Below are 13,099 nucleotides of genomic sequence, written 5' to 3'. Positions count from 1 at the left end.
TGGCTCGGCGAGCACTTGAGGCACCGTTTCCGGCCTGGTCCGGGCTACCTCCGGGCTGGCTCCGGGCTGGCCCCGGACCGGCTCCGCGGGTCAGAGCACTGTCAGTGGTCGCGTCTAGAATCTTTACATGGCAGGGGAACCCACGATGCTCGAGCTCCTGAGGAGGCGGCTCACCGACCTCGAGGCGCGACAGCGCGCCACGGGTGGCGCAGCCGAGGGCGGGTTCTGGGAGCGCTTCGCAGGCCGGGTTGCATCCCGGCAGCCCGAGCCCGACGGGCGGCCGAATCGGGTGGGCAGGCGGGCGCACGGAGTGGCACCTGGAGCTCGTCCGCAGCCCCGTGTCGCGGGTCCTTGGACGGGCCTTGCGCCCCTCCAGGCGGACTCGCTCGATCAGCTCGACCTGCGCCACCCGACGTGGCTCGACGCCGCCGGCTACGAGCAGATGGTCGACGACCCGGCGTGGGTCGAGTCGACCTCCGCTCGCGCCGAAGCCTCGGCGAGCATCGACGAGGCCATCGTCGCCGAGGCGAGCGCCGGGCTGGGCCTGACCCGCCATGCCGAGGCTGAGCTGACCGCGGCCGCCGAGCGCGTGGCCCGGCAGCGGCGCACCCACGAAGTCACGCTCGTCACCATCGTCTCCGAGCTCGTGTCACGCGGCATAGAAGCACCGGACGGCCTGTCGCGCACCGACTGGCTGCGCAGCCACGACCCGTCACTGACCGCCGGTCAGGCCAAGGCGTTCGTCACCGTCGGCACCGCGCTGGCCGACGCCCGGTGGGCGAGGTTGCGGCTGCTCGTCGCCACCCAGCAGGTCACGGTCGGCAACGCCGCGCAGATCGTCGACTTCGATGCGCGCACGACCCCGGTCGCCGACCCCGACGACCTCGTGACTGCACTGGCCGACCTCACCGAGCAGGCGCCGCGGCTCCGACCCGAGGAGCTCGCCCGTCTGGTCCGGCACCACTCCGAGCAGGTCCGGCCGCCCCGCGACCAGGACCGGCTCGACCGCGGCCGCCGCGAGGCCCGCGGCCTGTGGTTCACGCAGCCCAACGCCACCGGCATGGTGGGTCTGCGCGGCGTGCTCGACCCTGAGGGCGCAGCCGTGCTCAAGGCCGCGATCGACCCGCTCTCGATCCCCTGCCCCGAGAAGGACGAGCACGGCCGCACGGTCACGCCCGACGACCGCACTCCCGCGCGACGCCGGATGGACGCCCTGCTGACGATGGTGCAGCGCGGGGTCGCCTCGGCCGACGGCGTCCCGACCACCGACAAGGCCAAGGTCGTCGTCCTCATCGACCTCGAGACCCTCGTCGACGACGTCCGCGGCACGGGCACGACGCTCACCGGCGACGTTCTCTCGCCCGGAGTCGTGCGCCGGATGGCCTGCGACGCCGAGATCATCCCCATGGTGCTCGGCCGCGACAGCGAGCCGCTCGACGTGGGGCGCAGCCAGCGCCTCTTCACCCGCGGCCAGCGCCTCGCGCTCATCGCCCGCGACCAGGGCTGCAGCTTCGACGGGTGCACGGTGCCCGCCACCTGGTGCGACGCCCACCACGTCGTGCACTGGCGACACGGAGGCTGCACCTCCGTCGACAACGGGGCCCTGCTCTGCCCGAAGCACCACACGGAGGTCCACGACCGCGACCTCACGGCGACGGTCACCGCCACCGGCGTCACCTGGCACACCTGAGGACCACGCCCCGCACCCCGCCGACCCCGGCGGGGTCGCTGGCGCGTGCTCCACGAGCCCTATCGCTCCCGCGACCCGCCCGCCGGGGCGGAGTTACCGGCGCGTGCCCCACGAGCCTTGTCGCTCAGGCGCTGCCGATGAACCAGGAGGTGCCCGTGCTCACGTACTCCTTGCCGCACCGGGCGCAGGCGCGGTACAGCTGGCCGTCGGTGGTGTGGGTGGTCCTCCACACGTGGTGCGTGTTGGTGCGACACCCGAGCACGCGGTGGGGCGCCGGCTCAGGCTGCGGGCCGCCGTCGGTCAGGGCCGCGTGCATCGACGATGCCGAGGCGGCGACCCCGACTGCGTAACGCCAGGCGGCGACGCGTCCGAGCTCGTGCATCTCGGCGACCAGCTCGTCGTGGTAGCGGTTGCGCTCCTCGGAGGGCAGGCCATTGGTCGCCCGCTCCATGGCCGCCACGGCAAACCGGATCGATCCCCGCTGCTGCTTCCTTCTCATGACAACCCCTCCTTGGGCATCACGGCAAAACCGGACTGCGGTCGACGCGCAGATGTCAGGGCCTGCTGCGCCTGCCTGCCACCGGACTCCGTCAGGCGGTAGTACCTGCGTGCCGGCCGTCCCTCCCTGCTGGGGTCGATGTCCTCCCAGGAGGACTCCAGCCAACCCACGCGCTCGAGGCGCGCCAGGATCGGGTGGACCGTCCCGCTCGGCAAACCCGCGACCTTGCCGATCTGCGAGCCGTACCACTCCGCCCCGAAGTCGCTCATCAGGACGCCGAGGACCAACCGAGTGGCGATGGTCATGCGCGGAGCCATAGTCGTACTCTACCTAGGGGTTGATGAGACGACAAGGCCTCTGCGGCGGCCATACCGACATCGGTCGGCCCGACCGCGTCGGCTCCGCGGTCGAGGTCAGGAGACCGTCGGGCGCTCGAGGCTCGGCGCGTCCGTCCGCGACAGCGTGATCATCGCGAGCTCGACGAGCTCGTGCTTCTCGACCTCGTGACCGAGCGCCGCGAGACGGTCGGCCACCTGGGACTCGGTGTCGTCACCCGTGAGGTCCACGGCCGCGACGAGGAAGACGCGACCCGGCCCGACGAACTCGAGGTGCAGAAAGGTGATCCGCTCGACTTCCGGGCTGTCGTGCAGGGCGTCGAACGCCCGCGCCCACAGCTCCGGCCGCACGGCCTGCCCGACGAGGTAGTCACGGTTGCGGCTGATGAGGAAGATCGCGACGACGCCGAGCAGCAGGCCGACGAGGATCGACCCGAGCGCGTCCCAGACGGCGTTGCCCGTGACCTGGTGCAGGAAGATCCCGAGCCCCGCGATGAGCAGGCCGATGAGCGCCGCGGCGTCCTCGGCGAAGACCGCCCGCAGCGTCGGGTTCGACGTGTTGGCGATGAACTTCAGCGGCCGGAGGCCGAGGGCCCGCGCCTCGGACCGCGTCTGCCGCGTCGCCTGGACGAACGAGACGCTCTCGAGCACGAAGGCGATGGCGAGCACGGCGTAGGCCCAGGTGTACGACGTCTCCGGCTCCTCGTGTCCGAGCACCGAGATGCCGTGCCAGACCGACACGACCGCACCGGCGCCGAAGAGCCCGAAGGCCGCGAACATCGACCACACGTACGCCTCGCGCCCGTAGCCGAAGGGGTGCGTCGTGTCGCGCTTCTGCCCGGCGCGACGCTCCGCGATGAGCAGGAAGATCTCGTTGCCCGCGTCGGCCCACGAGTGGGCGGCCTCGGCGACCATCGACGCCGACCCGGTGATGATCGCGACGACCGACTTCGCCACGGCGATCAGGGCGTTCATCGCCAGCGCGATGATGACGGTGAGCAGACTCTCGCTCTTCTGGCCCTGCTCGCGCTCCGCCGTGTCAGCCATGCTCGTCAGTCTTCCGTTCGGGGGTCACCCGCTCAAGGGGCGCTCAGATGGGCGCTCGAGCGGACTGCCCCGACGGCATACCCGATGGGGGCGTATGCCGTTCGCTGCAGTCCCAGCCAACGGCACCGCCCCGCTCGGCTCAGCTGTGGTGCACGACGTCGAAGCGGGTGCGCGCGTGACCGGCATACCCCGGTCCGGCGGTCTCGTGGGCGACGGTCACCTCGCCCGCAGCCCGCTCGACGACGACGGTCGTCGTCAGGCGCTCTGCGTCCCCCGCATCGTCAACGCCTGCGACGGTCAGCCCGTCGTCCTCGACGAGCACCGACTCCCAGCGGCCGTCGACGACCGGGTCGAAGACGTGCAGCTCGACCGAATCGGGGCGGTAGCCGTCGGTCGACATCGGCGCCTCGGCCCACATCGGGATCGCGGCGCCGGCCCGGGCGAAGAGCGGGATGCGCTCGAACGGCGTCTCGACGGTGATCCGCTGACCGCCGGGGTGCAGCTCGCCGGTGTGCCAGTCGTACCAGTCACCCTCGGGGAGGTAGACAGTGCGCGAGGTCTGCCCCTGCTCCGTCACCGGCGCGACGAGCAGGTCGCGGCCGAAGAGGTATTCGTCGTCGAGGTCGACGACGTTCGGGTCGTACTGGTGGTCGAGGACGAGCGGGCGCTGTACTGGCTCCCCCGTCTCCGTCGCCCGGACGAACGCCGAGTAGATGTACGGCAGGAGCCGGTAGCGCAGCCGGACGGCCTCGCGGGCGAGGTCGTGGATCTCGGGGCCGAACGACCACGGGTACTGGTCGATGTTGTTCGTCTCGGAGTGGTTGCGGCAGAAGGGAGTCAGCACGCCCATCTGCATCCAGCGCAGGAAGAGCTCCGGGTTCGTGTCACCCTGGAAGCCGCCGATGTCGGCGCCGACGAAGGGCTGGCCCGAGAGGCCGAAGCCGCACGCCATCGGCATGCTGACCCATAGGTGGTCCCAACGGGCCTGGTTGTCGCCCATCCAGTTCGCGGCGTAGCGCTGGATGCCGGCGAACCCGGCCCGCGACAGGATGAAGGTCCGCGCCTCCGGTCGGGCGGCACGCAGTCCCTCGATGGTGCCCATGGCCATGAGGAGGGCGTACTGGTTGTGGAAGCGCTCGTGCTTGGCGCGCCCCTTGTCGAAGAGCATCGCCTGCGGGGCGATCCCGCCGGTCGCGGGCTCGTTCATGTCGTTCCAGATGCCCGCCAGGCCCGACTCGACGTGCGTGGCGTTGAGCGCGCCCCACCACGACCGCGCCTCAGGCGTCGCGAAGTCCGGGAAGACGGTGTTGCCCGGCCAGACCTGGCCGACGTAGGTGTCACCGCCCTCGGTGCGGCAGAAGACGTCCTGCTCGAGCCCGTCGTCGTAGACCGCGTAGCCGGGGTCGTGCTTGACCCCCGGGTCGACGATCGAGATGACCCGAAAGCCCTGGTTGGCCAGGCCCTTGAGCATGCCGGCGGGGTCGGGGTAGCGCTCCGAGTCCCACGTGAAGACGCGGTAGCCGTCCATGTAGTCGATGTCGAGCCAGATGGCGTCGCAAGGGAACTCGTCGTCGCGGTAGCGCTTGGCGATGACCTCGACGTCCTTCTGCTTGTAGGCGTGCCAGCGGCAGTGGTGGTAGCCGAGGGCCCAGATCGGAGGCAGCGACGCACGGCCGGTGAGCCACGTGTAGCGCTCGAGGATGCTCGCCATCGACGGGCCGGCGAAGACGTACTCGGTCCACTGGCCGCCGTGGAAGGTGACGCGGTACTCGTCGTCGTGGCTGAACTCGTACTCGCCGCGGTAGCCGTTGTCGACGAACGAGCCGACGGCGGCACCGGTGGCGGCGTCGCGCTGGTAGAAGAAGGGGATCGTCACGTAGTAGGGGTCGAACTCGATGCTCGACATGTCCGCGCGAGGGTCGGCCGGGTCGAGCCCCGCCCGGAACTCCGCGGTCGCGTGCTCGTTGAGGACGTCGGTGTTCCACATCGTGAAGTCGCGGCCACGTCGGTTGTGGCGGCCACCCTTCTCGCCGAGTCCGTAGATCGCGTCGTCGCGCCCGATCCGGCGGCGCGTCGTCCAGGCATCGTTGAGCGTCGCGTAGGTCCAGTAGCGGCCCTCCGAGTCCGGCGTCGACTGGAGGACGACCGACCCGTCGGTGCGGTGCACGTCGACCCGGAACGGGTCGAGCCACAGGGTCACGACGAGGTCGTCGGTGACAAGCCGCCACGCGCCCTCCGCCTGCTCGGCCCGCCACGAGGCGTCACCCTCGCCATCCGGAGCAGCGAGCGGGTCGACGCACACGGCATACGTCGGCTTCTCGTCGAAGACGCCGCCGCGGCTCAGCTGGACGCGCACGACGTCGCGACGCACCGCGTCGATGCGCAGCGCCTCCCCGTGTAGTCGGGCGAGCAGCCCGCGGGGCGTCGCCTCGACGGAGTCGACGCGCTCGAATCGGATGAAGTGGTCGGTCCTCATGCGTCCACCCTGTCAAAGAAGAGGCGACTGCGTGGCGTGCGCCCGGAGTCAGGCGACCTGCACTCAACTGACCTGGGCCGGCCCGATGCGGGGGTGGCGGATCGCCGCGCCGGTCGCGACGGGCGAGCGGCGGGACTCGCGCAGCACTCTCAGGACGAGCGCCGGGTGGACGAGCGAGGTCGGCGGGTCGGCGAGCTGGAGCACCCGGTTGAAGGCTCGCGCGACGGGCACCGAGGCGTGCGAGGCGCGGATGACGCGCTGGAGGTAGCCGTTGACCTCAGCGGTCCCGAGCGGCCGCGGCCCTTCGGTCGCGGGGTGGCCGAAGTCGCCACCGACCGCGATCCGCCACGGAGCCTCGATGATGCGAGCGGCCTTGCGGTGGAAGCGTTTCGGCAGATCGTCCGAACCGACGCCCACCCGCGACGCGACCTCGCCCAGCGCCGCTGCCTGGAGCGCCGATGACGTCATGCCCTGCCCGTAGATCGGGTCGAAGCTGCTCGACGCGTCGCCGAGCATGACGAGCCCAGGGAGCAGGTCGCGGACCTTCTCGTAGTGCCGTCGCTGGCTCGACGGGAAGCGGTAGGTCGACACCTCCGAGAGTCGCTCGCACCGGGCGATGAGCTGGCCGACCACCGGGGTCGGGAGGCTCGCCGCGAACGCCGCGATGCCGTCGTCGTCCGCCGGCGGAGCGTCACCGTGGACGCCGGCGAGCGTCACCTGCCACCGGTCCCCCTCGACAGGCAGCACGGCGCCGGCGCGGAACGAGCCCGGGTTCTCGATGCACACGACGAAGTGGCCCTCGAAGTCGTCCGGCGACCGGCGCATCGTGAAGGACGCGTAGCCGATGTCGATCCCGACATGGGTCACGGGTGGGTCGAGCACGTGCGACGCCGCGAGGTCGTGCGCGAGGCGCGAGCTGCGCCCGGAGCAGTCGACGACGAGGTCAGCCGGCCGTTCCTGCCCGTCCACGACGACACCCGTGACGCGACGTCCGGACCGGACGACGCCCTCGACGGTCACTCCGTCCTCGACGGTGACGCCGGGCAGAGCCGCGACCCGGGCGCGCACGACGTGCTCGAGCAGGGGGCGGGTCTGCGAGATGGCGGGTCGGCCCCAGTCACCGCGGGCACGGTAAGCGCCACCCTGGTGCACCCACGCGCCGGTGCCGTCGACGCGTACGGCTCCGTGGCCCTCGAGCTCGTCCTCGATGCCGGGGAACCAGTCGCGAAGCAGGTCGAGGCCCGCAGACAGGAGCAGGTGCAGGTGCCGGCCCTGCGGCACGCGGCCGCGCGGGCCGACGGCCTGGGGCAGGTGCTCGCGCTCGAGCACGACGACCGACTCGGCGTGGTCGGCGAGCGCCCGCGCCGCGAGCAGCCCTGCCATGCTGCCGCCCACGACGACGACCCGACCCGTGCGACCGGTTGCCATGCGTCACCTCACCTCGCCGACGGACCCGAACAAGGACATATACAAGGACACGACAAGGCTAGAGCCGTGGGGGTTTGATGGGGGCATGACCGAGCACACCGACCTGCCGACCGCCGCCGCCGAGCCGTGCAGCCACGTCGCGGGTGACGCCCTCAGCCCGGCCGACCCGACGCCGGGGATGAGCCGGCAGGTCGCCCTGCACACCGAGTCGATGTGGTCGGGCACCGTCGACACCGAGGCCGGCGCCGTCTCCGGGTGGCACCACCACGGCGACCACGACACGACCCTGTACGTCGTCTCGGGTCGGATGCGGCTTGAGTCCGGTCCGGGCGGCGAGGTCGTCGTCGAGGCCGGCCCCGGCGACTTCCTCCGCGTGCCGGCCGGCGCCGTGCACCGCGAGTCCAACCCGGGCGACGGCACGTCACGGGCCGTCATCGTGCGCTGCGGTTCGGGCACGCCGACGGTCAACGTCGACGGACCAGCGCCGGGTCCAGCGCCCGCCACGGGCCCGACAGCGCCTGACGGCACCGGAGCGACCATGCCTGACCGACGAGAGAGCTGAGCGATGCGCGCGACGATCACGGCCAGCGGCGGGGCCGACCCCGCCGTCGCCTGGGCCCGCTACGAGCACCTCGACCTCTGGTCGACGTGGTCGCCGCAGATTCAGGAGGTCATCGCCGCGACACCGCGCATCTCCCCCGGGCTCAACGGTCTCGTCGTCGGCCCGCTCGGGGTCCGTGTCCCGTTCGAGGTGCTGACCGTCGACGCCGAGGCGATGGAGTGGACCTGGCACGTGCGCCTCGGCCCCGTGCACGCCACCCTCGACCACGTCGTCCGGCCGTCGCCGGGTGGCTGCACGACGGAGCTCGTCATCGACGGGCCGGCCTTCGCCGTCGTCGGCTACCGGCCGGTCGCGGCCCTCGCGCTGCGGCGTCTCGTCCGCCGCGACCTCTAGCCCGCGCGACCTCTAGCCCGCGCGACCTCTATTCCGCGCGACCTCTAGCCCGCGCGACCTCCAGCCCGCGACATTTCTGGCCGCGCGATCTCCGCCCCGCGGGACCCCTAGCCGGCAGGAGGCACGGCGCCGCCGGCCTGCGCCCGGGCCGCCTCGCGGAGCGACGCGGCCTGCGCGTCCGCGGCGCGGCACGCGTCGACGATCTCGCGCAGCGCCCCGTCGACGTCGACGGCGTGCTCGAGCGCGGTGACCTCGCGCTCCGGACCGTGGACGCGTATGCCGTGTGGCACCGCCGAGCCGATGACGAGCGGCAGCGGGTCGGCCTCCGGATGGCGCAGCGACACGTCCTCCCGGTCGAGCCGCCCGACATAGACCGGCTCGACGCCGCGGCCGTTGCGGGTGGGGCGCACGACGACGACGTTCACGTCGTCGGTCGCCGGCGCGATGCTGTCGACCTGCTTGGCGGCGGCGAGGACGACGGCGGCCAGCCCGGCGGCATACACCCCGTTGCGCTCCCAGGCCGTGCGCGCCCGCCACGACGTGCGCCCCGACGGGGCGACCTCGCGGCCCTCCTCGGCGACGATGCCGATGGTCGCGAAGCGCACGAGGACGGTGACGTAGGCGCGTTCCGTCACGGGGTCGGTCCCGGCGTCGAGGCAGGTGACGTCGCTGCCCGACAGGCGCAACGCCTCGTCGACGACGGCCACGACCGCCGCCGGGTCGTGGGACTCGAGGAGCTGCCACGCGCCCGACGCGAGCGCCTCCCGTCGGTCGGCGAGGACCCGGCGCGCGACGTTGCTCGCGTCGACGAAGACGGACGCCCGCTCCGCAGCGAGCGCCTTGAGCTCCGTGCTCTCCGAGCGCGAGAGCCCCTTGGCCGTCGCCCCGGTCGCGGCGAGAACCTGCTGCCGGACGGCTGCCACCTCAGAGGCGGTCAGGGGCGCGAGTGGCGTCACGAGCGGCGGCCGGATCGCGCTGAACGGCTGACGGTGGAAGGAGCACAGGTCGCGGTCGACCGCGAGCGCCTCCTCGCGGTCGGACTCCCGACGGGCCGTGAGGGCCCGGCCCGCGAGCTCGCGGACGGAGAGCACCGCCGAACGTCCGCCGACACGTCGACCCACAGACGTGTCCGTCGGCAGATCGCTCGCCTCGTGCCGGCCGCGCCTGAGCAGACGCAGCCGGCCCTGCCGCCCTCCGCGTCCCCCGCGGTCGGGGCCGCCGGGGGCCGCGCGGCCCGACGAGGCTCCCTGGGTCGGGGCAAGACCGGGCGTGGCCGCCTCGATGGCGGGCGTCATGACCTCGGCGAGCGCCGCGGCCACCGGACCACCGACCCGGAACTGCACGCGCAGCCCGGAGGGGTGCGCGACGAGCCGCAGGATCGGTGAGAGCCGGATGCCCGGCGTCACCCCGGCCTCCTCGGCCTCCTCGGCCTCCTCGGCCTCCTCGGCCTCCTCGGCGTGGACCGTCTCGGCGTCGGCGACGGCCGGCTCCGCCTGCACGAGAAGGTGCCCGGGCGCGGTGGGTGCGGAGCCGTTGAGGACCGACCCGCCGACGGGGGACGAGCCCGCGCCGCCGCTCGCGCCGCCACTCGCGCTGCCGCCCCAGCCGCGCGGTTCGTAGTACTCGCGGCCCGCCTTGGTCGCCGCTCCGGCTGCACCCGTCGAGCTGCCGTATGCCGACACCGCACTCTGGCGCCCCCGCTCGGGAAAGAGCGCGGCGAGCGACACCGTTGACTGGGCGGCGACGGTCGCGAGGGGGAAGGACACCCCGCTCAGGCGGCCGCGCCCGGCACGCCGGGACCCGGCCCGCGGCTGCCGCGCCGTCACCGACCAGAAGGTCCAGTCGGCCGGCGGCTCGGGCCACTCCGGGTCGGGCAGCCACTCGTCAGGCGGCAGCCACGTCGCGGGCGGCGTCGGCCACCCCGGCGGCGGGTTGAAACACACGGTCACAGCACGGCCCCCCTCGGCCACCCCTCGTGGCCCTCCCCGCCGGGCATCATCGCGCATCGACGGGCCCGCGGTGGAGGGATGGTCCAGAAGTCCGCGCACCCGTCGTCGCAGCGTAGCGCCGGAGCCCCCGCCGTGGTCGGCTCGCGCAGCCCCCGTCTTCCGCCCCAGTCCACCACCCCCCAACCGTCGAGAGGCCAGAGTTCGCGGGTCCTCACCTGTCGAGAGGCCAGAGTTCGCGGGTCAGGCGTGCCCGGTCTCGAGCAGACCGTCGAGCGCCTCGTTGCCGAGCGCGTCGACGCACACCCGCACGATCTCCATGACGTCGGCGTCGGGGGCCACGGCCATGAGGTCGTGCGCCGGCCCGTCGAACTGCATCGGTCGCTCCGCCGACCCGAGCAGCAGCGGCAGCGGGTCCGCGAGCGCCGGGCGCAGGGTGACCGCCTCCCGGCTCAAGCTGCCGACGTAGATCGGCTCGAGCCCCTCGCCCGTCTCGGTCGGTCGCACGATGACGAGGTGGATGTCGTCGGCCGCGACGGCGATGCTGATCGCCCGCCGTGCAGCGGCGAGGGCAAACGAGGCCAGCCCGCCGAGGTAGAGCGCGTTGCGCTCGGAGCGGGTGCGGCGCCGCAGCATCCGACGTCCGCTCGACGAGACGCCGGGGCCGCGCTCGGCGACGATGTCGAGCGAGGGGTAGCGGGCCACGATCGTGACGTAGCCGCGCGAGGTCTCGGCGTCCCACCCGGCGTCGACGCACGTGCAGCCGCACGTCGCTGCGGCGAAAGCTGCGTCGAGCTCGGCGATGACGGCGCAGCGCTCGTGCCCGGCGAGGTCGTTCCACTGGTCGTCGAGCGCGGCGGCGCGGTGCTGGGCGACGACGGCGTGCGCGACGTCGAGGGTGCGGCTGAAGCCGTCCGCCTCGGTCTCGGCGATCGCCTTGGCCTTGGAGCGGGCGGCGCGCTTGAAGACCGACACCTGGGGCAGCGCAGCGTTGAAGGCCTTGCGCTCGAGCAGGCTTCGCTCCTTGGCCGACAGCGCCGCCGTCTCGGGCGGCTCGGGCCGACGACGCGGTGGGTGGTTCTCGTGGTGCAGGCCCACGAGCGCCTCCTCGATCGAGCGCAGCGCGTTGAGGTCGCCGGACTCCTGGGCCTGCCGCGACCGCACCTCGAGCTCGGCGAGGCTCAGCGTCTCGTCGGAGCCGCGATCGGACACGGCCGAGACGTCGGTGCGGGCGCCGACGCCGGTGCCGACGCGCGTACCGGCCGTGTCGTCGAGCAGGGCGCGGAGTCCGGACGTCGAGGAACTGAGCCGCACCTCCGGTGCGACCCTGAGCAGCAGGTCCACCTCAGATGTCCAGCCGGCCTGCAGAGGTCAGCAGGCCGTCGAGCTCCCACGAGCTCTCGGCCACGGCGCGGGTCGCGACCGGCTCGACCGTCTGGCCGGGCGAGGTCGCCACCTCGAGGGCGTCGGACGAGGCGCGGGCGCGCAGCCCGGCGAGCCAGCTCCCGCGGTCGGTGCCATAGACGCCGGAGGTGGCGGCGGTCGTGCGCGGCGGCGAGCCGAAGCGCGGCGTGCCGGCCTCGCCCATGGTGCCGGCGGCGCGCTGCTCGACGACCCAGAAGGTCCAGCCGCGCGGCGGCGTCGGCCAGCTGGGGTCCGGCATCCAGTCGTCACCCGGAGCCCACGACGACGACGGAACCGGCCATCCCGGAGGAGCATTGAAGCGCACCGACATGTCTACCCCTTTGACCAGAGCCTCGACGGGGTCGACCCTGACCTCGACCCCACAAACGCACGGTACGACCCAAAGAGGGTCAAAGTCTCCGAAATGGACAAAAAGGCGCGCGCGTCTACCCGACCGCTCTCAGGGACCGCTCGGGGACGGCTCGGGGTCGACCCCGATGGGCAGCGTCACCACCGACCGCCACGCTGGAGGCATGACGACGAGCACGCTCTCCCCGGCCCGCGCCGCCGGCTCCCCGAGAGCCCACATCGCACCGGCCGCGTATGCCGTCACGCCACCGAGGACGCACCGCACCCCTCCCTCGTCCGCCACCTCCACCACCCCCGTGACCGCGCCGGCACCCGAGAGGCTGCCCACGCGTACGACCACCCTCCCGGGCTCGCGGGAGGCGACGGACCGCGTGCCGCTCCTGGCGCTGCTCGCACCGCTCCTGCTCTTCACCCACGGCATCGTCGACTGGGTCGACGGGATCGACTCCCTCGACGGGCTCCGCGGTCTCGGTGGGCTCGGCGGGGTCGCCGCCGCCCGCGACCAGGGCGCCCTGTCGGTGGCCGCGGGCGTGCTCCTCGTCCTGTCGGTGTCGAGCTTCGCGTGGCTGACCGTGGGCCTCGGCGCCCGGCTGCGCCATTTCCCGCTCGCGGTGCCGACGGCGCTGCTCGCGGCGTTCGGGGCCGGCGCGACGGCCGCCGTCTGGATCGGTCAGGTCACGGGTCTCATCGGCCACGAGGCGCCGGCCGCGCTCTCCTCGGGCGGCGGCGTCCTGACGGCCGTGGCCCTCGCGATGGTGCTCGTGGCCCTCACCGTCGAGGGGCGCCTGCCCGTCGGCTCTCTCGCCCTCGCGGCCGTCTCGGTCGGGATCATGCTGCTGCCCTGGGGCCTGGGCCCGCTCGCCTCGCTCGTGCTCCTCATCGCCCTCGCCCCGCTCACCCGGCCGGTCGAGGCGGACTGATGGCCTGACCCGACCGGGGCCTCCCGGTGC

General features: G+C 73.1%; 12 protein-coding genes. 4 read left to right on the top strand and 8 right to left on the bottom strand.

The annotated features are described in order from the left end of the window. Nucleotides 1–127 precede the first annotated feature (127 nt). Nucleotides 128–1,690 carry an HNH endonuclease signature motif containing protein gene (locus AC1DW8_RS08455; protein ID WP_478093237.1) on the top strand — a complete coding sequence of 521 codons (1,563 nt, stop codon included), beginning with the start codon at nucleotides 128–130 and terminating at the stop codon, nucleotides 1,688–1,690. Nucleotides 1,691–1,814: 124 nt separating this feature from the next. Here the strand turns inward: AC1DW8_RS08455 and AC1DW8_RS08450 are convergent, their stop codons facing one another. The 5 genes from AC1DW8_RS08450 to AC1DW8_RS08430 form a co-directional block, all read right to left on the bottom strand. Beyond that, a complete protein-coding gene (locus tag AC1DW8_RS08450; protein WP_235508536.1) occupies nucleotides 1,815–2,189 on the bottom strand; it encodes a hypothetical protein in 375 nt (124 codons plus the stop codon). Beyond that, nucleotides 2,186–2,494, bottom strand: a complete 309-nt coding sequence (locus AC1DW8_RS08445; protein WP_056779310.1) for a PadR family transcriptional regulator — start codon at nucleotides 2,492–2,494, stop codon at nucleotides 2,186–2,188. Before AC1DW8_RS08445 ends, AC1DW8_RS08450 begins: the two co-directional genes overlap by 4 nt. Before the next feature lie 108 nt (nucleotides 2,495–2,602). Next, a complete protein-coding gene (locus AC1DW8_RS08440; protein ID WP_056779313.1) occupies nucleotides 2,603–3,571 on the bottom strand; it encodes a cation diffusion facilitator family transporter in 969 nt (322 codons plus the stop codon). Nucleotides 3,572–3,710: 139 nt separating this feature from the next. Continuing rightward, complete coding sequence (locus tag AC1DW8_RS08435) at nucleotides 3,711–6,047, bottom strand: glycoside hydrolase family 31 protein (RefSeq protein ID WP_478093233.1); 2,337 nt, start codon at nucleotides 6,045–6,047, stop codon at nucleotides 3,711–3,713. Nucleotides 6,048–6,110: 63 nt separating this feature from the next. Beyond that, a complete protein-coding gene (locus AC1DW8_RS08430; RefSeq protein WP_478093231.1) occupies nucleotides 6,111–7,475 on the bottom strand; it encodes an NAD(P)/FAD-dependent oxidoreductase in 1,365 nt (454 codons plus the stop codon). A gap of 85 nt (nucleotides 7,476–7,560) precedes the next feature. Between AC1DW8_RS08430 and AC1DW8_RS08425 the strand changes: the two genes are divergently transcribed. Beyond that, a complete protein-coding gene (locus tag AC1DW8_RS08425) occupies nucleotides 7,561–8,037 on the top strand; it encodes a cupin domain-containing protein (protein ID WP_478093229.1) in 477 nt (158 codons plus the stop codon). A 3-nt stretch (nucleotides 8,038–8,040) separates the two neighbouring features. Continuing rightward, the gene (locus tag AC1DW8_RS08420; RefSeq protein WP_478093227.1) at nucleotides 8,041–8,430 is read left to right on the top strand and encodes an SRPBCC family protein; all 390 of its coding nucleotides are present in this window, start codon (nucleotides 8,041–8,043) and stop codon (nucleotides 8,428–8,430) included. A gap of 107 nt (nucleotides 8,431–8,537) precedes the next feature. On the opposite strand, the gene AC1DW8_RS08415 is transcribed toward AC1DW8_RS08420, so the two are convergent. From AC1DW8_RS08415 to AC1DW8_RS08405, 3 genes are all read right to left on the bottom strand, one after another. After that, nucleotides 8,538–10,373, bottom strand: a complete 1,836-nt coding sequence (locus tag AC1DW8_RS08415) for a hypothetical protein (protein ID WP_478093225.1) — start codon at nucleotides 10,371–10,373, stop codon at nucleotides 8,538–8,540. Nucleotides 10,374–10,619: 246 nt separating this feature from the next. Next, a complete protein-coding gene (locus AC1DW8_RS08410; RefSeq protein WP_478093223.1) occupies nucleotides 10,620–11,720 on the bottom strand; it encodes a hypothetical protein in 1,101 nt (366 codons plus the stop codon). A 1-nt stretch (nucleotide 11,721) separates the two neighbouring features. Further along, nucleotides 11,722–12,039 (bottom strand): hypothetical protein, encoded by a 318-nt coding sequence (locus AC1DW8_RS08405; RefSeq protein ID WP_478093221.1) that lies wholly within the window; start codon nucleotides 12,037–12,039, stop codon nucleotides 11,722–11,724. Between the two features lie 274 nt (nucleotides 12,040–12,313). On the opposite strand from AC1DW8_RS08405, the gene AC1DW8_RS08400 reads away from it, so the two are divergent. Next, nucleotides 12,314–13,069 carry a hypothetical protein gene (locus tag AC1DW8_RS08400; protein WP_478093219.1) on the top strand — a complete coding sequence of 252 codons (756 nt, stop codon included), beginning with the start codon at nucleotides 12,314–12,316 and terminating at the stop codon, nucleotides 13,067–13,069. The last annotated feature ends 30 nt before the right edge of the window (nucleotides 13,070–13,099 follow it).

It is taken from the genome of Terrabacter sp. P2_E3, from assembly GCF_056403915.1.
Note: the sequence above shows the minus strand (reverse complement) of the source record. Positions and strands in the feature narration are given on the sequence as shown.

Excerpts from the sequence above, each read along its gene's own strand:
- AC1DW8_RS08450 (WP_235508536.1), bottom strand. The coding sequence starts at position 2,189 with ATGAGAAGGAAGCAGCAGCGGGGATCGATCCGGTTTGCCGTGGCGGCC.
- AC1DW8_RS08430 (WP_478093231.1), bottom strand. The coding sequence starts at position 7,475 with ATGGCAACCGGTCGCACGGGTCGGGTCGTCGTCGTGGGCGGCAGCATG.
- AC1DW8_RS08440 (WP_056779313.1), bottom strand. The coding sequence starts at position 3,571 with ATGGCTGACACGGCGGAGCGCGAGCAGGGCCAGAAGAGCGAGAGTCTG.
- AC1DW8_RS08405 (WP_478093221.1), bottom strand. The coding sequence starts at position 12,039 with ATGCCGGACCCCAGCTGGCCGACGCCGCCGCGCGGCTGGACCTTCTGG.
- AC1DW8_RS08435 (WP_478093233.1), bottom strand. The coding sequence starts at position 6,047 with ATGAGGACCGACCACTTCATCCGATTCGAGCGCGTCGACTCCGTCGAG.
- AC1DW8_RS08455 (WP_478093237.1), top strand. The coding sequence starts at position 128 with ATGGCAGGGGAACCCACGATGCTCGAGCTCCTGAGGAGGCGGCTCACC.
- AC1DW8_RS08420 (WP_478093227.1), top strand. The coding sequence starts at position 8,041 with ATGCGCGCGACGATCACGGCCAGCGGCGGGGCCGACCCCGCCGTCGCC.
- AC1DW8_RS08400 (WP_478093219.1), top strand. The coding sequence starts at position 12,314 with ATGACGACGAGCACGCTCTCCCCGGCCCGCGCCGCCGGCTCCCCGAGA.
- AC1DW8_RS08445 (WP_056779310.1), bottom strand. The coding sequence starts at position 2,494 with ATGACCATCGCCACTCGGTTGGTCCTCGGCGTCCTGATGAGCGACTTC.
- AC1DW8_RS08425 (WP_478093229.1), top strand. The coding sequence starts at position 7,561 with ATGACCGAGCACACCGACCTGCCGACCGCCGCCGCCGAGCCGTGCAGC.